The sequence below is a fragment of the Jiangella anatolica genome (assembly GCF_003236295.1).
Classification (GTDB): Bacteria; Actinomycetota; Actinomycetes; order Jiangellales; family Jiangellaceae; genus Jiangella; species Jiangella anatolica.
Map to the genome: position 1 here is coordinate 1 of NZ_POTW01000121.1, position 18,478 is coordinate 18,478.

Here is an 18,478-nt window from a genome sequence, read left to right on the forward strand (position 1 = left end):
CAACAGTCCCAGCCGGGCCCGCCCGCCCACCGCCTCGCCGAGCAGCCGGCGCGCGGCGGTCGCGACGACCAGCGGCTGCAGCGCCGCGATCAGCGCGCAGGTGCCGGCCGGGACGCCGAGGCCGATGCCGGTCGTCACGCCGCCCAGGTACAAGACCTGCGAGAACAGCCCGATGACGGCGTGCCGGCCCAGCGCGCCCCGGCGCACCCGGAGCAGCCGCGGCGCCAGGACCGGCAGCAGGATCGCCGCCGCGATCAGATACCGCCAGGTCAGCAGCGTGTCGGCGGGCGCGTACTGCGTCCCGAGCTGGGAGCCGACGAACCCGGAGCTCCAGAACACCACCAGGGCGGCGGCCGCCGCGGCATCGGCCGAGGAGATGCGCGGCGCGGACGCGGACCGAAGTGCGGGCTCCGTCATGGCCTGGATATAAACATACCGGTCGGTATACTGTCAGTGTATGGTTCGGCAGCGCTCCACCGAGCTCACCCCGGCCGGGCAGCGGCTGCTCGACGCCGCCAGCGCGCTGTTCTACCGGCACGGCATCCGGGCCGTCGGCGTCGAGGCCATCGCCGAGGCCGCCGGCACCACCAAGAAGACGCTCTACGACCGGTTCGGCTCCAAGGACGCGCTGGTGGCGCTCTATCTGGGCCGCCGGTTCGAGCGCTCGCGCGTGTTCACCGCCGTGTACCTCGACGAGCACGCGCCGGATCCCGGGCCGGGCCGCGTGCTGGCGGTGTACGACGCGCTCGCGGAGTGGCAGCACGAGGACGAGCGCGGCTGCGCGTTCGTCAACGCCTATGCGGAGATCGGCGGTACGGAGCACCCGGGCGTCGCGGTGATCCGGGCCGAGAACGAGTGGATCCGCGCCCTCTACACGCGCCTGGTCACCGAGGCCGGCCTCGACGACCCCGGGGAAGCGGCGGAGCTCGGCCTGCGGCTGACCCTGCTGCACGAGGGCGCGCTGGTGACGATGACCGCCGGCGGCGTGCCGGACGCGATCGCCCACGCCCGCGACACCGCGGCCGACCTGCTGGAGCTGGCGCTCAGGACGTGACGCGGTGCTGCGCCGAGGAGATGCCGGCCTTGGCCCGCCCGGCCCGCACCTTGGCCCGGCCGGCGGTGACCTGAGCGGCCAGCCGCGCCTCGCGCTTGGCCGTCCTCGTCGCCCGCTTCGCGTCCTTGGCCGCCCGCCGCGCCCGCCACGACAACCCGGGCTTGCCCTCGGTGTCGACGCTGGCCAGCATCAGGCCGCCGGCGAGCCCGACGTTCTTCATCGCCTGGGTGCGCTGGGCGTTGCGCTGCTCGGGGTCCTCGATCGTCCAGAACGGATGCCCGGCCCAGGTGGTCGGAACCAGCGAACCGAGCAGCGCCAGCGACGCCAGCCGGGGGAACCGGCCGGTGGCCAGCGCGAGCCCCGCGCCGACCTGTACCCCGGCGTTGATGCGCACGAGCGTCTTCGGGTCCGTGGGCAGCTGCGGCGCCTTCTTCTGCAGCGTCGGGCCGAAGCGGTCGGCGAACGTGGTGGCGGCGGCGATGCTCGGCTCCGGGTCGCGCAGGCGCTGGACACCCTGGACGACGAAGATCGACGCGAGCATCGGGCGGGCGATCATACGGACGAGGCTCATACCCCTTGCCTACCACGAAACTCGCCCGAGCCGGTGCGAGGATGGAGGTATGTGCGGACGGTACGCGGTCAGCCAGAGCGCCGACGACCTCGCCGACGAGTTCGGCGTCGAACGGTCGGAGGTGCGCGAGCGCCTCGACCCGGACTGGAACGTCGCGCCCAGCAAGAAGGTCTACGCCGTCGTCACCCGCGGCAAGAAGGACGAGCCGGAGCAGCCGCCGACGCGCCGGCTGCGCACGTTCCGCTGGGGCCTGGTCCCGTCGTGGGCCAAGGACGTCGCCATCGGCAACCGCCTGATCAACGCCCGGGTCGAGACGGCGGCGGAGAAGCCGGCGTTCCGCAAGGCATTCGCGCTGCGGCGCTGCATCCTCCCGGCCGACGGCTTCTACGAGTGGCGCGGCGAGAAGGGCGACAAACAGCCGTTCTTCATCCACCCGAAGCAGGGGTCGCTGGCGATGGCCGGGCTGTACGAGATCTGGCGCGACAAGAGCAAGCCCGAGGACGCCGACGACGCGTTCGTGTGGTCCGTGGTGATCCTGACCACCGACGCCACCGACGACGTCGGCCAGATCCACGACCGGATGCCGATGCTGGTCGACCAGGACCACTGGGAGCGCTGGCTCGACCCCGCCAACGACGACCCGGCCGACGTGACGGCGCTCTTGCGTCCCGCCGTGCCGGGCATCCTCGACGCCTACCCGGTGTCGACCGACGTCAACAAGGTCGGCAACAACGGGCCGCACCTCGTCGAACCGGTGGAGCTGTGACGGCGCCGGTCCGGACCACGGCCGAGACGCCGATCGGTCCGGCCGCGTTCTGGACCGACGCCGCCGACGAGCCCCGGCTGCGGCTGGTGCTCGGGCACGGCGCCGGTGGCGGGCCGAAGGCGGCCGACCTCGAGGCGCTGGCGCGTGAGCTGCCGGCGCACGGCGTCACCGTCGTCCGGTTCGAGCAGCCGTGGCGGCTGGCCGGCAAGAAGGTCGCGCCGCGTCCGCCGGTGCTCGACGAGGCCTGGCTGGCCGCGCTCGCGACGCTGCCGCGCGACGTCCCGCTGGTGCTCGGCGGCCGCAGCTCCGGCGCCCGGGTCGCCTGCCGCACCGCCGCGGAGCTGGGCGCCGCCGCCGTCGTCTGCCTGGCGTTTCCACTGCATCTGCCCGGTAAGCCCGAAGCGTCGCGGCTGCCCGAGCTGACCGGCGCCGCCGAGAAGCTGCCGGTCCTGGTCGTGCAGGGGGAGCGGGACACCTTCGGCGGGCCGGACGAGTTCCCCTCCGGGCCGCACGAGCTGGTCACCATCCCCGGCGCCGACCACGGGATGAAGGTGCTCAAGGGCCGGTCGCAGCGCGAGGCGATCGACGCCGTCGTGGCCGCCGTACGGGCCTTCCTGGCGCCGATCGGGGAATGATCCGGACGCCGTCGCCGTTGACGCCAGCGGAAACACCGGACTTGGAGGTTTCAGCTGACTGTGAGTGCGACGTGCTTGGAGCGACCGGCACCTGACTTGGTCGCGCCGGTAGACTTGTCGGTGATGGCTGATCAGGAGAGTGACGAGCAGCGCACGCAGCGGTTCGAACGCGATGCGTTGCCGTTCCTCGACCAGTTGTACTCGGCCGCGCTGCGCATGACGCGCAACGCCAGTGACGCCGAGGACCTGGTCCAGGAGACGTTTGCGAAGGCCTATGCCTCGTTCCACCAGTTCAAGGAGGGAACGAACCTCAAGGCGTGGCTCTACCGGATCCTGACCAACACGTTCATCAACACGTACCGCAAGAAGCAGCGCGAGCCGCAGCAGAGCGCCACCGAGGAGATCGAGGACTGGCAGATGGCCAGGGCCGAGGCGCACACCTCGACCGGCCTGCGCTCGGCCGAGGCCGAGGCGCTGGCGCACCTGCCCGACTCCGACGTGAAGAACGCGCTGCAGGAGATCCCCGAGGAGTTCCGCATCGCGGTCTACCTCGCCGATGTCGAGGGCTTTCCCTACAAGGAGATCGCCGACATCATGGGCACACCCATCGGGACGGTGATGTCCCGGCTGCACCGTGGCCGCCGTCAGCTGCGCGGGCTGCTGGAGGACTACGCCCGCGAGCGTGGGCTGGTGCCGAAGGTCACTCAGGAGGTCGGAGGATGAGCTGCAACGACGACGAGGTCGACTGCGCTGAGGTTCTCGATCGGGTCTACGTCTTCTTCGACCACGAGCTCGACGACCGCAACCTCACCTATGACGAGATCAAGGCCCATCTCGACGACTGCCAGCCGTGCCTGTCGACGTACGACATCGAGCGGGTGATCCGCGAGGCGGTGGCCCGTGCCTGCGGCTGCGACCACGCGCCGGACGAGCTGCGGCTGAAGATCCGCGCCCGCATCGAAGAGGTCCGCGTCCAGATGACCAGGACGCCCTGACCCACCCCTGAACTGCCGAGAGCCCCGGACCTGTTCGCAGGTCCGGGGCTCTCGTCGCGCCTCAATCAGGAGTTGGGGCGCTTGCCGTGGTTGGCGGCGCTCTTCTTGCGCGAACGGCGCTTGCGTGCCTTCTTGCCCATGGCGAGCTGACTCCTCTCCGGGATCGATCTGCTGATGGCGGACGGTGACACCGTCACGCGGTGACGCGCGGCGATTGCGGCGTGCTCGCGTCGTCGTCCATTGTCGCATGGCCGGCGACGGGCTCCGGCGGTGGCGGTGGCACCTCGTCCGGCCGCGGCCGCTGGGCGGGTCGCTGCGCCGGCCGCTGGGCCGGCCGCTGACGGGGGACGCGCGGCCGCTCGCGCTCCCGCGCCACGGGAACGGTCCGCCGTCCGGTCAGCGCCGTGGCCAGCGCGGCCGCGACGCCGGCGGCGACCGCGAGGTCGCCCGGGCTGACCGCCTCGGGGCTGGGCGGGAACGCGACGGGGATGGTCTTGCCCAGCCAGCGCAGCCGGGTGTCGTCGCCGGCGAGGGTGACGACGCCCTCGTCCGGCCGCTCGGCGACGGTCGTCTCGACGCCGGCCCGATGCTGCGCCGAGGCCGACACCGGCATGCCGCCGTTGAGCAGGATGACCAGGCCGTTGGCGGCCAGGCCGAGTGCGACCAGCGTCGCGCCGTAGTACGAGCGGTTGAGCCAGGCGTAGAACCCCAGCGTGAACCAGCACAGCGCCGTCATGGCCGGCAGCAGTGGCTCCCAGACCCAGCTCCCCGCGACGCCGACGGCGTAGGCGCCCAGCGCGGTGAGGATGAGCCGGCTGCGCACCGGCGGCCGTTCGCCCAGCCGGCGCAGCCGCCCACCGCGTGCGAGCCCCGCCACCAGGCCGGCGGCCAGGGCGAGCAGGACCAACGCCATATCATCATCCTGACCTGCTCCGGTGCCGATATCCGGTACGCCACACCGGGAGCAGCCGAGAGGAGTTCAGCACGTGGGAGAGCTGGTGGCGGCCGAGATGGTGGCCAATGTCCATTCCGTGACGGTGTCCGTGGGTGACCAGGTCGACGCCGGCACGACGCTGCTGATCCTGGAGTCGATGAAGATGGAGATCCCGGTGCTGTGCGAGGACGCCGGGCAGGTGTCTGAGATCAAGGTCGGCCCGGGGGACGTCGTCCAGGAGGGCGACGTGCTGGTCGTCCTCTCGTGACGGCGCTCGAGCCGGGCCTGGCGGCGAGCGAGTCGCACACGGTCACCGAGACCGACACCGCGCTGGCGCTCGGCTCCGGCGACGTGCCGGTGCTGGCGACGCCGCGACTGGTGGCGTGGCTCGAGGCGGCCACCGTCGCCGCCGTCGACGACGCGCTGGCCGGCGGCGACACCACGGTGGGCACCCGGGTCGAGGTGGACCACGTCGGGGCGAGCCCGCTCGGCGCCGTGGTCGGCGTGCGCGCCGAGCTGGCCGAGGTCGACGGGCGGACCCTGCGGTTCGCCGTCGCCGCGTCGGACGGCGACGGGAACCCGGTGGGTCGTGGAACGATCACCCGCGTCGTGGTGGGACGCGAGCGGTTCCTGGCCCGCTGGGGTCAGCGGGCGTAGGGGTGGTTCGGCAGGGTCGGGGACCACTCGTCGTCGGCCCGCGGGAGCGGGTCGTGCCGAGGGCCGCCGTCCGACCCCGCCCAGCGCGCCGCGGTGACCGCGGCGGCGATCGCGACTGCCAGGACCAGGAGAAGGGTGACTGTGTTCATGGCAGTAATTCTGCTACCACTGTGATCCTGCCACTAGTGGCAGGACTGCCAGCACCCATCGACTTCCTGCCAAACGTCTGGCAGACTGTCTGAATGCTGCGAAATGTCGCCGTCGTGGTGCTCGACGGGGTCGCCCCGTTCGAGCTCGGCGTGCTCTGTGAGGCGTTCGGCATCGACCGTTCCGACCAGGGCCTCCCGGTCATCGACTTCGACCTGTGCGGGCCGTCACCGCAGGTCCGGACGTCGGTCGGCTTCGGAGTGTCGATCGATCACGGGCTGGAGCGGCTCGAGACGGCCGACCTCGTGGGCGTCCCCGCGGTGCCGCGCAACGGCGTCTACCCCGGCGAGGTGCTCGAGGCGCTGCGCGCCGCCGTCGACCGCGGGGCACGCGTGCTGTCGGTCTGCTCCGGCGCGTTCGTGCTCGGCGAGGCCGGCCTGCTCGACGGCCGGCACTGCACGACGCACTGGATGTACAGCGGCGAACTGGCCGCCCGGTTCCCCGCGGCCAAGGTCGACCCCGGCGTCCTCTACGTCGACGACGACCCGATCATCACCAGCGCCGGCACCGCCGCCGGGCTCGACGCCAGCCTGCACCTGTGGCGCAAGGAGTTCGGCGCCGAGGCCGCCGCGACGGTGGCCCGCCGGATGGTCGTCCCGCCGCACCGCGACGGCGGCCAGGCGCAGTTCATCGAGGCGCCGATCCGGGCCACCCCGGCCCGCACGCTGGCCGGCATCGTCGACCACATGGCCGCCCACCTCGACCAGGACTTCACCGTCGACGACCTCGCGGCGCTGGCGAACATGTCGCCGCGCACGTTCGCCCGCCGGTTCCGCGCCGAGACCGGCACCACGCCGTACGAGTGGCTGCTCACCGCCCGGCTGGCGGCGGCCCAGCGCATGCTGGAGCGCGGCGACGACGTCGTCGAGACCGTCGCCGCCCGCGCCGGGTTCGGCACGGCGGCGGCCATGCGGCACCACTTCGCCAAGCGCCTGGGCACCACGCCGCAGGCCTACCGCGCCGCGTTCTGCGACCGCCGCCCCGGCGCCGCCTGACCCGGCCGCCTCAGATGCCGGTGGTCGAGCGTGGATAGGCGACCTTCGGGTCGCACTGGACGTTGACGAGGTAGGGCACGCCGGAGTCGAACGCGCGGCGCAGCGCCGGGCCGATGTCTCCGGGGTCGGTGACGGTCTCGCCGGCGCCGCCGAGCGCCTCGACGACGGCGTCGTAGCCGGTCTCCGGGCGCAGGTCCGCGGCGACGTCGTAGCCGTAGAGGAACCGCATCGGGTGCTTCTCCAGCCCCCACGCGCCGTTGTTGCCGACGACCATGACGACCGGCAGCTCGTGCCGGACCAGCGTGTCGACGTCCATCAGCGACATGCCGGCGGCGCCGTCGCCGTAGAGCAGGACGACCTGGCTGTCGGGCCGGGCCAGCCGCGCGGCCGCGGCGGCGCCCGCGCCGGCGCCGAGGCAGCCGTACGGGCCCGGGTCGAGCCAGCAGCCGGGCCGGCCGGGCTCGATCAGCTTGCCGGCCCACGAGACGAAGTCGCCGCCGTCGCCGATCACGACGGCGTCGTCGTCGAGCAGCTTGTTCAGCTCGCCGTAGACGCGCGCCGGGTGGATCGGCTCGCCGTCGGACTCGAGCAGCGGCGCGTCCCGCTCGACGGCGGCGGCCGCCTGGTCGCGCAGGCCGTTGGCCCAGTCGTCCCAGCGCCGGGTGGCGCGCAGCGAGCTCAGGATGCCCTCGAGGACGAGGCTGAGGTCGCCGGACGCGCTGGCGGCCAGCTCGACGTGCGTCGCGATGCCCTCGGGGGAGTCCATGACGTGGACGACGCGCGCAGGTGCGACGCCGTCGGAGCCGCCGAACGTGCCGAACCCGAGCCGGAAGTCCAGCGGCGTCCCGACCACGACGACGAGGTCGGCGTTCTTGAACGCGGCCGATCGGGCCCGGTTGACCAGCAGCCGGTGTCCCTTCGGCAGCACGCCGCGGCCCATGCCGTTGGCCACGACCGGGATGCCGGTCTCGTCGGCGAAGTGCAGCGCGGCGGCCTCGGCGCCGTCCATCCAGACGTCCGAGCCGAGCACGACGACCGGGTGCTGCGCCGCACCGATCAACGTGGCGATGGCGGCGAGGTCGGCGGGGTCCGGCTCGGGCCGGTGCGCCGGCGGTGTGAGCTCCAGCGTCACGTCGGCGAAGCTGTACAGCTCGTCCATCGGGACGTCGACGAAGACCGGCCCGCGGTGCGCCGACCGGGCGACGCTGAGCGCGCGGTCGATCGCCGGGCCCACGTCGGCGGCCTTGTGCGCCGTCTCGGCGAGCTTGGTGACCGGCGCCAGCAGCGGCGGGTGGTCCAGCTCCTGCAGCGCGCCGGTGCCCCAACGCCAGGCCGGCGCGCGGCCGCCTACGGCCAGCAGCGGGACGCCGCTGAAGTGCGCCTGGGCGATGCCGCTGATGCCGTTGGTGACGCCGGGGCCGGCGGTCAGCACGACCAGGCCCGGCTCGCGGGTGAGCTTCGCGGTCGCCTCGGCGCCGAAGACGGCGGTCTGCTCGTGCCGCACGTCGACGATGCGGGTCGGCGACTCGGCCTTGACGACGGCGTCGTAGAGCGGGAACACGTGCGCGCCAGACAGCGTCCACATGGTCCCGACCCCGTGCGCCTCGGCGACGGCCAGGGCGTGCTGTCCCGCATGCCCGCTCAGGGTGAGGTCTTTGCGCTGCGAAATACTCACGCGTTCACCGTACCGGAATCCATGGTCCGATCATGGCCCGCGGCCCAGACGCGTTCCAGGGCGCTGTCGCGCCTCGATGAGTAAGTCCGATTGACCGTCGCCGGGGGAGGCGCGGTCGAGCTGATGCCCGCGGATCCGGCAAATGTCACCCGGTCCGGGCCCGCATCCGCCCGTCTGGCGGGCATCCGCCGAACGACCCCACCCCTGATCACGGGTGCGCCCCTACGCGGCTGCGAGCTGCGGGCCAGCCGAATGTCGATCGGGCTCACTCATCTAGCCGGCTCGGTGGGCGGCGACCCGCTCGCGCACGGCCGGGACCACCTCTGACGTGAACAGCTGCAGCTGGGCGGCGGGGTCGGTGATGGTCCACAGCACGAACGTGTCGAAGCCCAGCCCGACGGCCCACTCGGTGAGGCGGTCGACCCACAGCTCGACCGGGCCGACCAGGCCCTGCCCGCCGCGGTAGGGCCCGATCGCGCCGATGACGTTGTAGAGCCGGCGCTCGTCGCGCGGGTTCCGGCCGGCCGACCGAGCGGCGTCGTCGACCAGCGCCTGCCGCTGCGGGACGTCATCCGGCGGCACGTAGATGTTCAGCGGTGACACCCAGCCGTCGCCGGCCCGGCCGGTGACGCCGAGCATCTTCGGCTTCTGGGCGCCGACCCAGATCTCCACCGGCCGCGGCGGCCTCGGGCCGGCCTGGTAGCCGGCAATGTGGTGGTGCTCGGTGGTCGTGCGGATCGGCTGCCCGGCCAGGGCGGCGCGGAGGATGCCGATCGCCTCCTCGGTGTACTCCACCATGGCGTCGCCGTGGTGCGGCGTCGCGCCCATCGACGCGACGGCGGCCGCGCTCGGTCCCGCGCCGACGCCGAGCACCACCCGTCCGGGCGCGATCGTGGCCAGCGACGCGGCCGCCTTGGCCAGCATCGTGGGCGGGCGCAGCTGCAGGTCGGCGACGTCCGGCACGACGGCGATCCGCTCGGTGGCGGCGGCCAGCCAGCTGAGCATCGTCCACATGTCCAGGTAACCGGGCTGGTAGGCGTGGTCCTGGACGGCGAGGTACTCCAGTCCGGCGCGATCGGCCTGCCGGGCGAGGTCGAGCGCGGACCCGACGTCCGCGGCGGTGGGGTCGAGGCTGACCCCGAAGCTGAGGGGGCGTCCGTAGTCGGTCACGCCGCCATCGTGCTCGTTCCCGGCCGCCGCCGGCCAACGGCGGTAAGCGACTTACTTTTCGCCGCGTTCCCAGCGCGCGATCGAGTCGTAGTCACCGAACTCGGGCATCGGCTCGCGTAGCTCCGGATGCTCGGCCGGGTCGAACCTCGCCTCGACGACGTCGACCGTGGGCTGTCCCTGCCCCCGCACCTCGGTCCGGAGCAGGCCGTTGGGCCGGGTCCAGGTCACCTCCTGGGCGATGACGGTGCGCGGGCCCTCGAACTGGCGGCGGCGGGTCTGCTCCAGCCACAGCCCGTCGCCGGCGGGGTCGGCGACGAACTTGTACTGGCCGGCCGGGCGGCGCTCCTCGTCGAGGAGGAAGACGTCGACGACCGGTGGCCGGAAGTTGAGGTCGAGCGCCGCGACCGGCCGGCCGTCGTCCTCGAGCAGGGCGGCGTAGCGCTCGCGGGCCTCGTGGCGCCGGCGGGCCTCGTCCTCGGTCAGGCTCTCCCCGAAACTGTGCGTCGAGCGGTTCCAGAGGTTGCCGTACGAGATGGCGTCGGTCATCAGGTGTAGACCCTTCCAGTGTCGTCCCGGATCTCCACGCCCAGTCTGCGCGCCTCGGCCAGCACGTTCGGCGGGATCGGCGCATTCTGCACGGGGACGAGCAGGACGGGCCGGCCGTCCAGCGTCGCCCCGCGCATCGCCTCGGGGGTGGACGGGACGTCGGCGATCGGCGTCCCGGGCGGGTACTTGTTGCCCAGCGACCGGATCTCGCTGAGCGCGTGCTGCTCGGTGACCTCGGCGAACTGGGTGGACTTGATCTCGATGATCTCGTCGCCGTCGATGTACCCGTCGACGATGTTGTACGGGTAGCTGTCGCGGTAGACGGGGTTGCCGGCCTCGTCGACCAGCGGCCGGCCGGTCTCGGGGTCGGTGGCCCGCTGCTGCACCCGCAGCTGCGTGGTGCCGCCGGCGCCCTCGATGGCCGGCGTCTGCGCCCGCTCGAACTCGTTGCCGCGGATGATGTTGCGCAGCCACTCGGGCATCTCGCGCCGGTACACGCCGCCGACGGGCGCGCCGCTGGTCGCGACGCGGACGGCCGCGCCCGGGTTGGCGTTGACGACGCGGGCGCCGTCGAGCTGCCGGCTGATGGCGGCGAGCTCCTCGGCGCTGAGCGCCCGGCGCACCCACTTGCCGCCGACCGCCGTCCAGCCGATGACGGGGACCACGCCGGCCGCGGACAGCCCGGCGTTGACGTAGTCGCCCTCGGCTGTGTACCAGGCGGCGTTGACGGCGTCGGCCGGCTCGCCGAGCACCGGGATGAGGCCGACGACGTCGAGGATGGTGTGCCCGAGCCGCGAGAGCCAGTTGCGGTCGTACTCCGCCTGCGCCTGCTCCTGCTCGGTCGTGATGGTCTCGATCAGCTCGGCGGCGTGCGCGGCGATGTCGGCGCTGATCGTGCTGCCGCCCTCGAACGGCGTGACCGCGGCCTGCAGGGCCGCTTGGAACCCGGCGCCGCCGTCGCTCTGCCAGCGACGGCGCAGGCAGTACTCGAGGAACCCGGACGTGTCGACCTCGACGCCCTCGATCTCGACAGTGCCGCTGGTCGAGTCGTCGAAGACCCACTGGGCGGCCTCGGGGTTGGTCCCCATCGCGGCCAGGATCCCGGCCAGCGGGTCGCCGAAGCTGTCGCCGCCGGGCGCCACGAGCGGGATCTCGTCGCCCCACGCCTCACGGCCCAGCAGCTGCTCGCGGCCGTAGACCTGGTTCGCCGCGTAGAAGAGGAACGGCGTGCTCCACTGGCCGCGCGAGACCACCAGCGCGAGCGCCGAGGCCTGCCCCGGGAACGCGTCGTCGCCGAGGCCCTCGTACGGCGTCGCCACCGCCTCGACCCACCGGTCGCGGACGTCGTTGGGCAGCCGCAGGTCCGCGTTCGTGCGGGTGGCCAGGCCCAGGGCGCCGCCCAGTCCGGACAGCAGCGACTCGTACTGCCGGTCGACCTCCTCGACGTCGACCAGCGGGTCCGTGGCGGCGCGCTGCCGGTACGCCGACACCTCGGCGACCAGGACCGCGACGTCCTCGGGGCTGGTGGTGCGGGCCAGCTCCTGGGCGAAGTACGGGTCAGTCGAGTTGGCCGCCAGCAGGTCCAGCAGCTCCTGCGGGATGCCGTACTGGTCGAGGACCTCGTCGGAGACGGTCGGGTCGAGGTTGTTCTCGGCGATGAGGTGGGCGGCGCGGCGGGCCGCCTCGCGGGCGTCCTCCGGGCTGAGCGTCGAGATCAGGCTCTCGTCGATGGTGACGACGAACTGGTGGCCGGGGGTCTGGGCCTCGATGGCCTCGGCCATGGCCAGCCGGCGGCGCACGCCCGGCAGCTGGTCGGTGACCCAGCCCTGGACGCCGTCGAGCCGGCTCACCGACGACGTGTCGAGGTCGACCCGTTCGAGGACGCCGGCCATGGAGGTCTTGCTCTGCCCGACGGTGCTGCTGGCCGTCTCCATGGCGGAGACGAGGGCGGACATCTGCGCGATGTCGATCGATGCCGTGGCCATCAGGGCGTCCAGCGTCCGTCCGGCGAGTCCGGCGGGACCATCTCCGGCCGGCCGCTGATCGCGTCGTCGATGTCCTCCAGAGCGCCGTCGGCGGCGGTGTCGAGCGCGGTGGTCTGCTGGCCGAGCGCGGCGTAGAACTCGTCGGCGGCGGGACTGACCCACGCGCCGTTGTCCATCGCGGTCTTGACGCCCTTCAGCTCGTCGCGCATCGGCCCGGCGAGGCGGTCGGCGTCGTCGCGCGCCTCGCGCAGCGCCGCGAGATACGGGTTCGGGATGTCCTCGGCCATCGCTCTCCGCTCGGGCGGCTACGGCTGGCGGTACAGCCAGGGTGCGCTGGAGCGCAGCGTCGACTGCATCGCCAGCAACAGGTCCGAGCGGACCGCCGGCATCGGGTGGACGGTACTGGCGACGTTCTGCGCCGGGGTGCCCTGCACGCCCAGCAGCAGCTGCAGGTGCAGCGCCCGCAGGTAATCGAGGGTGTTCTCGCGAGCCGCGGCCCGCGACGACGGCGGGCGGGCGTCGTCGCGCCAGGCCTGGGCCAGCCGGTCCAGCCAGCCCTCCAGCGAGTCGATCGTCACCAGGTCGCGGTGCAGCACCGACATCGTCGCGTAGGCGAGACGCTGCTCCTCGCCGGCGGAGAAGCGGTGCCGGGTCGGCGTCGTGAGCCGCTCGGCGACGACGTCGAGCAGCACGCGCAGCTCGTCGGCGCCCAGGTGCCGTGACGCGCTCAGCGCGCCGAGGATGTCCGCGCCGTGCACGACGGCGTTGGCCCAGCCCTGGCTCGGGGTCCAGCCGCGCAGGTCGCGCTCGCCGAGCAGCCAGCCGACCGCCTGGTCGGCCCAGGTGAGCACGGCGGCCGGGTGCAGCCCGTGAGTGACGTTGTCGCGGGCGATCACCTCGGCCAGCACGCTCGCGGAGAACGAGCGGCGCAGCACAGAGTCGGTGCCCTCCTCGCCCAGGCCCTTCTTCAGCCCCAGCGCGAGCCCGTCGCCCAGGCCGATCAGCAGGTCGTCGTAGACGCCCTCGCGGATCCAGGTCTGCAGGACCGAGCGCGCGATGTCCTCGCGCACGTGCGGGTCGGTGTCGCCGAGCATGGTGACCAGCTCGATGGTGAGCTCGTCGAGGGCAGCACCCTGGGGTAGCCGGAAGCCGTCGGCGACGACCTGCTCCCAGTACGACTGCTGCACAGGAGCAATCCTCGCAGAACCACCTCCATGGAGGGAAGCGAGGTGACGAGAGCTACGCTCGGTGACGTGCCGTCGCTCAACGACGTCGTCCAGCGTCATACCGATCTCTCCGAGGCCGACCTGGACTGGCTGCATGCCCTCATCGCCGACTGGCAGCTGCTCGCCGACCTCTCCTTCGCCGACCTGGTGCTCTGGGTGCCCGACCGCGACGGCGAGGGCTTCCGCGCCGTCGCCCAGATGCGGCCCACCACGGGCCCGACGGCCTACGTCGAGGACCTCGTCGGCACGTATCTGGTGAAGGGCCGGCGCCCGCTCATCGACACGGCCTACGCCGCGGGCGTCATCCGCCGCGAGGGCGACCCGGAGTGGTGGGACGACGTGCCGGTGCGGGTCGAGGCCATCCCGGTCCGCCACGACGGCCGTGTCATCGCGGTGATCGGCCGGCACACGAACCTCATCGCCGTCCGTACCCCCAGCCGCCTGGAGCTGTCCTACCTGGAGTGCGGCGGCCAGCTCGCCACGCTGATCACCGAGGGCCGGTTCCCGCACTCCACCCGCACCGACATGGGCCGGCGCGGCGCGCCGCGGGTCGGCGATGGCCTGGTCCGGCTCGACGCCGACGGTCTCGCGCTCTACGCCAGCCCGAACGCCGTCTCGGTCTACCGCCGGCTCGGCCTCGCCGCGGACCTCGTCGGCCAGCACCTGGGCAAGGCGACGGCGTCACTGGCGCCGCCGCCGGGAGCGCGGGACGAGCCGCTGGAGGACGTGCTCGGCGGGCGGCAGCACATCCGCACCGAGATCGAGGGCAACGGCACGGTCATGACGTTGCGGATCATCCCGCTGGACCCGGGCGGGCAGCACGTCGGCGCGCTGGTGCTGTGCCGCGACGTGACCGAGGTGCGCCGGCGCGAGCGGGAGCTGCTCACCAAGGACGCGACGATCCGCGAGATCCACCACCGGGTGAAGAACAACCTGCAGACGGTCGCGGCGCTGCTGCGGCTGCAGTCGCGCCGCATCGGGTCGGCGGAGGGCCGGGCGGCGCTGGACGAGGCGGTCCGCCGGGTCGGCTCGATCGCGATCGTGCACGAGACGCTCTCGCAGACCGTCGACGACACCGTCGACTTCGACGACGTCGCCGACCGGTTGCTGGCGATGGTCGCGGAGGTGGCGGCGATGTCGTCGGACGTGCGGGCCACTCGTGAGGGCACGTTCGGGATCCTGGGCGCGCAGACCGCGACGCCGCTGGCGATGACGCTCACCGAGGTGCTGCAGAACGCCGTCGAGCACGGCCTGGACCGCCGCGGCGGCGCGGTGCTGCTGACGGCGCAGCGCTCCGACGGCCGGCTGCTGGTGACGGTCGAGGACGACGGCGTCGGCCTGCCGCCCGGCTTCGACGCTGCCGTCACCGGGAACCTGGGGCTGCAGATCGTCCGCACGCTCGTCGTCGGCGAGCTGAGTGGCACGCTGGCGATCGGGCCGCGCGACGGCGGCGGCACCCGGGTCGTGCTGGACCTGCCGGTTCAGGCGGCGCCGGCCTGACCGTGGCCCGGACATACCGACGCCCCGCCGATCCGGGGTCGGGCGGGGCGTAGCGTCCGGCGCGGGTGTCGGTGTCTCAGTAGGCTCGCGCGCGGGCTCGGGCGTTGCGACGCTTCAGCGCGCGGCGCTCGTCCTCGGACAGCCCGCCCCACACGCCGGCGTCCTGACCGCTCTCGAGTGCCCAGCTCAGGCAGGCCTCGCGCACGTCGCAGCGCCGGCAGACGGTCTTGGCCTCCTCGATCTGGAGCAGCGCGGGCCCGGTGTTCCCGATCGGGAAGAACAGCTCCGGGTCCTCGTCGCGACAGGCGGCACGGTGGCGCCAATCCATGGTTCTCACAGCTCCTTATGGGTGGTGCCGGACGGTTGCGCCGTCCGGCCACGTTGCACTACGTGAATTCGTTCACGAGTCCCCGCCCGGCCCTGTGGCTCCAGGTGGCCGAGGGGGATGACGCGAAGTCCTGCGGCGGCCTAGCACGCGCTCGTGGAGCGCACGTAACCGCGTCGCCCTACCAGGGTGACAAGTTCGTGATGCATCTACAAGGGCTTTGTGTAATCCGTCTCATCAAGTCGGTGTAGCGTCGGTCACAGCATCGGTCCAAAACGGCCAAGTGGGACCATAACCGGCACGTCTTGGCCTGACAAGGGTCCTGCGGACCTCGATCTGCGAGGTGCGGCCCGCTCGACGGCTACGGATCGACGGAACCGCCGGGTCAGTAGGCGACGCGCAGCGCGTGCGGCACCGACGTCAGCGTGACCTGCGTCCGCTCGCCGATGTAGTCGCCGTCGACCTGCACCGGCTGCGGTTCCGGCGCGCGCAGCACGATCTCCTTGCGGTCGTGCAGCGACACGACGTTGTGCCCGCGCGGCCCGCGGCGGCTGGTCATCTGGGCCAGGTGCAGCAGCGTCGGCCCCAGTCGCAGGCTGGTCAGGCCGAACAGGTCCAGCCCGGCGTTGAGGTCGGCGAACGGGGTGGGCCGCAGCGGCCGGGCGCCCAGGTACGTCCACGGCGTGCAGTTCGTGACGATGACGACGGCCAGCCCGTCGACCGGCAGCCCGCCGTCGGCCGTCGCCGAGATGACGCCGCGCCGCCGCTCCGGCTGGGCGAAGAACCGCCGGATCGCGGTGCGGACGTAGAGCTGGACGGTGGACACCCGGCCCCGCTCGCGCTCGGCCTCGACGGCGCGGATGACGTCCGCGTCCAGGCCGAACCCGGCGGTGAAGGTGAAGTACCGGTCGTCCAGCCGGCCCAGCCCGATGCTCTGCCGCCGGCCGGACCGCAGCGCGTCCAGCAGCAGGCCGGTGGCCTCGATCGAGTTCTCCGGGATGCCGAGGTTGCGGGCCAGCACGTTGGTGCTGCCGCCGGGGATGATCGCGATGTCGGGCACCGTCTCGCCGGCCGCCGGCGCCGGATCGAGCAGGCCGTTGACGACCTCGTTCACGGTGCCGTCGCCGCCGACCGACACGACCATGCCGACGCCGTCGGCGCGGGCCTTCCTGGTCAGCTCGGTGGCGTGGCCGCGGTGGGTGGTCTCGGCGACCTCGACGTCCAGGTCGTTGCTCAGCGCCGCCAGCAGCACGTCGCGGGTGCGCACGGACGTCGTCGTGGCGTTCGGGTTGAGGACGACGAGGGCGCGCATGGGTGACAGCCTACGGTCCGCCGGACCGCCGCCGGTCAGCGGAACATGCCCTCACGCAGTTGGATCAAGGTCCGGGCCAGCAGCCGGGACACGTGCATCTGCGAGATGCCGATCTCGCCGGCGATCTGCGACTGCGTCATGCCGCGGAAGAACCGCAGCACGATGATGCGCCGCTCGCGGTCGGGCAGGCCCTCCAGCATCCGGGCCAGCGTCTCGCGGTTCTCGACGCCTTCCAGCGCCTCGTCGTCGTGGCCGATCGTCTCGATCGTGCTGGGCGCGTTCTCGCCCGGCTCCGGCGAGTCCAGCGAGACCGTGCTGTACGCGGCCGCCGTCTCCAGCGCCTCCAGCACCTCGTCCTCGGTGGTGCGGGTGGCCTGGGCCAGCTCGGCGATGGTCGGCGAGCGGCCCAGCTGCTGCAGCAGGTCGGTCGTCGCGGTGCTGATGGACAGCCGCAGCTCCTGCAGCCGGCGGGGCACCCGGATCGCCCAGCCCTTGTCGCGGAACCAGCGCTTGATCTCGCCGAGGATCGTCGGGGTGGCGTAGGTGGAGAACTCCGCGCCGCGGCCGGGGTCGTACCGGTCGATCGCCTTGATCAGGCCGATCGTCGCGACCTGCACGAGGTCCTCGTACGGCTCGCCGCGGCCGGCGAAGCGGCGGGCCAGGTGCTCGGCCAGCGGCAGGTGCAGCGTCGTCAGGCGGTTGCGGATCTCGGCGCGGGCGGGGTCGTCGGCGTCCATGCCGGCCAGCAGCTCCAGCAGCGCCCGGCTCGTGGCGCGGTCGACGGTGCCGCGGGTGGGCTCGCCCTCGATCGGCTCGGCCTCCAGCGGCCCGACCGCGCGTGGCCCGACCGCTCGCACCGGCCGGACGACGTCGACGACCGGACCGGCGGGCTCATCCATGGCCTCGCTGGTCAGCCTCGCCTCGGCGGCGCCCACGGCCCGACTCAACCCCGCTTCTTGCGCAGCATGATCGACACCCGGCCGTCCTCCGCTCGCGAGTGCACCTCGCCGGCCAGCGCCGACAGCACCGTCCAGGCGAAGCTGTCCCGGCTGGGGAGGTCGGTCTGCGCCGCCGGCACCGACACCACCACGTCCAGTATGTCGGTGTGCAGCTGGAAGCTGCAGTGCATGTTGGAGCCCGGTACGGCGAGCGGGAGCAGCATGGCGCCGGCCTCGTCGACGGCGATGCGCAGGTCCTCGATCTCGTCGAGGGTGAACCCGATCCGCGCGGCCAGCCGGGCGGCGGTGGTGCGCAGCACGGTGAGGTAGGCGCTGGACGCGGGTACCTGGAGCTCTACCAGGTCACCGATCGACGAACCGGACTCGCTCACCAAACCTCCTCGTGTGTGTTGCGCTCCGACCAGAGTGTCACACCCCGGCGGTCGACGCCCTGACGCATCCTGCCACCAGAGGCGGCCGGAGTGAACTCGTTAGGCTCTGGGGATGTTCGCCGCCTATGCCTCGACGCTCGACGCAGACGACCCGCTGGCCGCGCTGACGCTGGGGGAGCGGCCTGAGCCGGAGGAGCCGGACGGCTGGACGACGGTGACGGTCCGGGCGACGGCGCTCAACCACCACGACCTCTGGTCGCTGCGCGGCGTCGGGCTGGACGAGAGCCGGCTGCCGATGATCCTGGGCTGCGACGCGGCCGGTGTGACCGACGACGGCCGCGAGGTGATCCTGCACGCCGTCGTCTCCGACCCCGACTGGCGCGACGACGAGACGCTGGACCCGAAGCGCTCGCTGCTGTCCGAGCGGTACCAGGGGACGTTCGCGCAGCGGGTCGCGGTCCCGTCGCGGAACCTGGTCCCCAAGCCGGCGTCGCTGACGTTCGAGCAGGCCGCGTGTCTGCCGACGGCGTGGCTGACGGCGTACCGGATGCTGTTCACGCAGGCGCGCGTGGTGCCGGGTCAGACGGTTCTGGTG

At 72.8% G+C, this 18,478-nt stretch carries 25 protein-coding genes; 10 read left to right on the plus strand and 15 right to left on the minus strand.

Annotated elements, in window-relative coordinates:
- Positions 1 to 417 (minus strand): EamA family transporter (locus C1I92_RS29760; protein ID WP_146605332.1); only part of this gene is annotated, 417 nt, incomplete at its 3' end.
- 40 nt (positions 418 to 457) lie between these two features.
- On the opposite strand from C1I92_RS29760, the gene C1I92_RS29765 reads away from it, so the two are divergent.
- Positions 458 to 1,054 (plus strand): TetR/AcrR family transcriptional regulator, encoded by a 597-nt coding sequence (locus tag C1I92_RS29765; RefSeq protein WP_111258262.1) that lies wholly within the window; start codon positions 458 to 460, stop codon positions 1,052 to 1,054.
- Here C1I92_RS29765 and C1I92_RS29770 read toward each other — a convergent pair.
- Positions 1,044 to 1,625 (minus strand): DoxX family protein, encoded by a 582-nt coding sequence (locus tag C1I92_RS29770; protein WP_111258263.1) that lies wholly within the window; start codon positions 1,623 to 1,625, stop codon positions 1,044 to 1,046. The two genes, C1I92_RS29765 and C1I92_RS29770, sit on opposite strands and share 11 nt — an antisense overlap.
- A gap of 49 nt (positions 1,626 to 1,674) precedes the next feature.
- Here C1I92_RS29770 and C1I92_RS29775 point away from each other — a divergent pair, with 49 nt between their 5' ends.
- The 4 genes from C1I92_RS29775 to rsrA all read left to right on the plus strand — a co-directional run bounded on the left by C1I92_RS29775 (position 1,675) and on the right by rsrA (position 4,021).
- Positions 1,675 to 2,391 carry an SOS response-associated peptidase gene (locus C1I92_RS29775; RefSeq protein WP_111258264.1) on the plus strand — a complete coding sequence of 239 codons (717 nt, stop codon included), beginning with the start codon at positions 1,675 to 1,677 and terminating at the stop codon, positions 2,389 to 2,391.
- Positions 2,388 to 3,026 carry an alpha/beta hydrolase family protein gene (locus C1I92_RS29780; protein WP_199521730.1) on the plus strand — a complete coding sequence of 213 codons (639 nt, stop codon included), beginning with the start codon at positions 2,388 to 2,390 and terminating at the stop codon, positions 3,024 to 3,026. Before C1I92_RS29775 ends, C1I92_RS29780 begins: the two co-directional genes overlap by 4 nt.
- Before the next feature lie 123 nt (positions 3,027 to 3,149).
- Positions 3,150 to 3,749, plus strand: coding sequence for a sigma-70 family RNA polymerase sigma factor (locus C1I92_RS29785; protein ID WP_092626141.1), 600 nt, complete (start codon positions 3,150 to 3,152; stop codon positions 3,747 to 3,749).
- On the plus strand, positions 3,746 to 4,021 hold the full coding sequence (rsrA, locus tag C1I92_RS29790) for a mycothiol system anti-sigma-R factor (RefSeq protein ID WP_111258265.1): 276 nt from the start codon (positions 3,746 to 3,748) through the stop codon (positions 4,019 to 4,021). Before C1I92_RS29785 ends, rsrA begins: the two co-directional genes overlap by 4 nt.
- 65 nt (positions 4,022 to 4,086) lie before the next feature.
- On the opposite strand, the gene C1I92_RS35885 is transcribed toward rsrA, so the two are convergent.
- The gene (locus C1I92_RS35885) at positions 4,087 to 4,161 is read right to left on the minus strand and encodes a 50S ribosomal protein bL37 (RefSeq protein ID WP_370246331.1); all 75 of its coding nucleotides are present in this window, start codon (positions 4,159 to 4,161) and stop codon (positions 4,087 to 4,089) included.
- A 53-nt stretch (positions 4,162 to 4,214) separates the two neighbouring features.
- Positions 4,215 to 4,934 carry a DUF5317 family protein gene (locus tag C1I92_RS29795; protein ID WP_111258266.1) on the minus strand — a complete coding sequence of 240 codons (720 nt, stop codon included), beginning with the start codon at positions 4,932 to 4,934 and terminating at the stop codon, positions 4,215 to 4,217.
- Positions 4,935 to 5,007: 73 nt separating this feature from the next.
- On the opposite strand from C1I92_RS29795, the gene C1I92_RS29800 reads away from it, so the two are divergent.
- Both C1I92_RS29800 and C1I92_RS29805 read left to right on the plus strand, forming a co-directional pair.
- Positions 5,008 to 5,223 (plus strand): biotin/lipoyl-binding carrier protein, encoded by a 216-nt coding sequence (locus tag C1I92_RS29800; protein ID WP_111258267.1) that lies wholly within the window; start codon positions 5,008 to 5,010, stop codon positions 5,221 to 5,223.
- Positions 5,220 to 5,612 carry a thioesterase family protein gene (locus C1I92_RS29805; RefSeq protein WP_111258268.1) on the plus strand — a complete coding sequence of 131 codons (393 nt, stop codon included), beginning with the start codon at positions 5,220 to 5,222 and terminating at the stop codon, positions 5,610 to 5,612. The genes C1I92_RS29800 and C1I92_RS29805 overlap by 4 nt, the downstream gene beginning before the upstream one ends.
- Here C1I92_RS29805 and C1I92_RS34110 read toward each other — a convergent pair.
- Positions 5,600 to 5,761, minus strand: a complete 162-nt coding sequence (locus C1I92_RS34110) for a hypothetical protein (RefSeq protein ID WP_158564332.1) — start codon at positions 5,759 to 5,761, stop codon at positions 5,600 to 5,602. The genes C1I92_RS29805 and C1I92_RS34110 overlap by 13 nt on opposite strands.
- Before the next feature lie 93 nt (positions 5,762 to 5,854).
- Here C1I92_RS34110 and C1I92_RS29810 point away from each other — a divergent pair, with 93 nt between their 5' ends.
- Positions 5,855 to 6,814, plus strand: coding sequence for a GlxA family transcriptional regulator (locus tag C1I92_RS29810; RefSeq protein ID WP_111258269.1), 960 nt, complete (start codon positions 5,855 to 5,857; stop codon positions 6,812 to 6,814).
- A 10-nt stretch (positions 6,815 to 6,824) separates the two neighbouring features.
- On the opposite strand, the gene C1I92_RS29815 is transcribed toward C1I92_RS29810, so the two are convergent.
- The 6 genes from C1I92_RS29815 to C1I92_RS29840 form a co-directional block, all read right to left on the minus strand.
- Entirely contained in the window at positions 6,825 to 8,489 is a 1,665-nt protein-coding gene (locus C1I92_RS29815; protein WP_199521731.1) for an acetolactate synthase, read from the minus strand.
- A gap of 273 nt (positions 8,490 to 8,762) precedes the next feature.
- Positions 8,763 to 9,659 carry an LLM class flavin-dependent oxidoreductase gene (locus C1I92_RS29820; RefSeq protein WP_111258270.1) on the minus strand — a complete coding sequence of 299 codons (897 nt, stop codon included), beginning with the start codon at positions 9,657 to 9,659 and terminating at the stop codon, positions 8,763 to 8,765.
- Between the two features lie 51 nt (positions 9,660 to 9,710).
- Entirely contained in the window at positions 9,711 to 10,205 is a 495-nt protein-coding gene (locus tag C1I92_RS29825; RefSeq protein WP_111258271.1) for a hypothetical protein, read from the minus strand.
- Positions 10,205 to 12,190, minus strand: coding sequence for a DUF6571 family protein (locus tag C1I92_RS29830; protein WP_111258272.1), 1,986 nt, complete (start codon positions 12,188 to 12,190; stop codon positions 10,205 to 10,207). The genes C1I92_RS29825 and C1I92_RS29830 overlap by 1 nt, the downstream gene beginning before the upstream one ends.
- Positions 12,190 to 12,477, minus strand: a complete 288-nt coding sequence (locus C1I92_RS29835; RefSeq protein WP_111258273.1) for a hypothetical protein — start codon at positions 12,475 to 12,477, stop codon at positions 12,190 to 12,192. The genes C1I92_RS29830 and C1I92_RS29835 overlap by 1 nt, the downstream gene beginning before the upstream one ends.
- Positions 12,478 to 12,495: 18 nt before the next feature.
- Positions 12,496 to 13,377: a DUF2785 domain-containing protein gene (locus C1I92_RS29840; protein ID WP_199521732.1), complete on the minus strand. Its 882-nt coding sequence runs from the start codon at positions 13,375 to 13,377 to the stop codon at positions 12,496 to 12,498.
- A gap of 66 nt (positions 13,378 to 13,443) precedes the next feature.
- On the opposite strand from C1I92_RS29840, the gene C1I92_RS29845 reads away from it, so the two are divergent.
- Positions 13,444 to 14,916 carry a GAF domain-containing sensor histidine kinase gene (locus C1I92_RS29845; protein ID WP_369124144.1) on the plus strand — a complete coding sequence of 491 codons (1,473 nt, stop codon included), beginning with the start codon at positions 13,444 to 13,446 and terminating at the stop codon, positions 14,914 to 14,916.
- A 76-nt stretch (positions 14,917 to 14,992) separates the two neighbouring features.
- On the opposite strand, the gene C1I92_RS29850 is transcribed toward C1I92_RS29845, so the two are convergent.
- The 4 genes from C1I92_RS29850 to C1I92_RS29865 all read right to left on the minus strand — a co-directional run bounded on the left by C1I92_RS29850 (position 14,993) and on the right by C1I92_RS29865 (position 17,886).
- Positions 14,993 to 15,244, minus strand: coding sequence for a WhiB family transcriptional regulator (locus C1I92_RS29850; RefSeq protein ID WP_053203257.1), 252 nt, complete (start codon positions 15,242 to 15,244; stop codon positions 14,993 to 14,995).
- Between the two features lie 382 nt (positions 15,245 to 15,626).
- The gene (locus C1I92_RS29855; RefSeq protein WP_111258275.1) at positions 15,627 to 16,553 is read right to left on the minus strand and encodes a diacylglycerol/lipid kinase family protein; all 927 of its coding nucleotides are present in this window, start codon (positions 16,551 to 16,553) and stop codon (positions 15,627 to 15,629) included.
- Between the two features lie 35 nt (positions 16,554 to 16,588).
- Complete coding sequence (locus C1I92_RS29860; RefSeq protein WP_233507445.1) at positions 16,589 to 17,500, minus strand: RNA polymerase sigma factor SigF; 912 nt, start codon at positions 17,498 to 17,500, stop codon at positions 16,589 to 16,591.
- Positions 17,497 to 17,886 (minus strand): ATP-binding protein, encoded by a 390-nt coding sequence (locus C1I92_RS29865; protein ID WP_111258276.1) that lies wholly within the window; start codon positions 17,884 to 17,886, stop codon positions 17,497 to 17,499. Before C1I92_RS29865 ends, C1I92_RS29860 begins: the two co-directional genes overlap by 4 nt.
- Positions 17,887 to 17,995: 109 nt before the next feature.
- Between C1I92_RS29865 and C1I92_RS29870 the strand changes: the two genes are divergently transcribed.
- On the plus strand, positions 17,996 to 18,478 hold a 483-nt coding region (locus C1I92_RS29870; protein ID WP_158564334.1), incomplete at its 3' end, for an alcohol dehydrogenase catalytic domain-containing protein.

Coding starts and splice junctions, on each gene's coding strand:
- C1I92_RS29765 (WP_111258262.1), top strand. CDS start 458: ATGGTTCGGCAGCGCTCCACCGAGCTCACCCCGGCCGGGCAGCGGCTG.
- C1I92_RS29770 (WP_111258263.1), bottom strand. CDS start 1,625: ATGAGCCTCGTCCGTATGATCGCCCGCCCGATGCTCGCGTCGATCTTC.
- C1I92_RS29775 (WP_111258264.1), top strand. CDS start 1,675: ATGTGCGGACGGTACGCGGTCAGCCAGAGCGCCGACGACCTCGCCGAC.
- C1I92_RS29785 (WP_092626141.1), top strand. CDS start 3,150: ATGGCTGATCAGGAGAGTGACGAGCAGCGCACGCAGCGGTTCGAACGC.
- rsrA (WP_111258265.1), top strand. CDS start 3,746: ATGAGCTGCAACGACGACGAGGTCGACTGCGCTGAGGTTCTCGATCGG.
- C1I92_RS29795 (WP_111258266.1), bottom strand. CDS start 4,934: ATGGCGTTGGTCCTGCTCGCCCTGGCCGCCGGCCTGGTGGCGGGGCTC.
- C1I92_RS34110 (WP_158564332.1), bottom strand. CDS start 5,761: ATGAACACAGTCACCCTTCTCCTGGTCCTGGCAGTCGCGATCGCCGCC.
- C1I92_RS29810 (WP_111258269.1), top strand. CDS start 5,855: ATGCTGCGAAATGTCGCCGTCGTGGTGCTCGACGGGGTCGCCCCGTTC.
- C1I92_RS29825 (WP_111258271.1), bottom strand. CDS start 10,205: ATGACCGACGCCATCTCGTACGGCAACCTCTGGAACCGCTCGACGCAC.
- C1I92_RS29830 (WP_111258272.1), bottom strand. CDS start 12,190: ATGGCCACGGCATCGATCGACATCGCGCAGATGTCCGCCCTCGTCTCC.
- C1I92_RS29835 (WP_111258273.1), bottom strand. CDS start 12,477: ATGGCCGAGGACATCCCGAACCCGTATCTCGCGGCGCTGCGCGAGGCG.
- C1I92_RS29850 (WP_053203257.1), bottom strand. CDS start 15,244: ATGGATTGGCGCCACCGTGCCGCCTGTCGCGACGAGGACCCGGAGCTG.
- C1I92_RS29855 (WP_111258275.1), bottom strand. CDS start 16,553: ATGCGCGCCCTCGTCGTCCTCAACCCGAACGCCACGACGACGTCCGTG.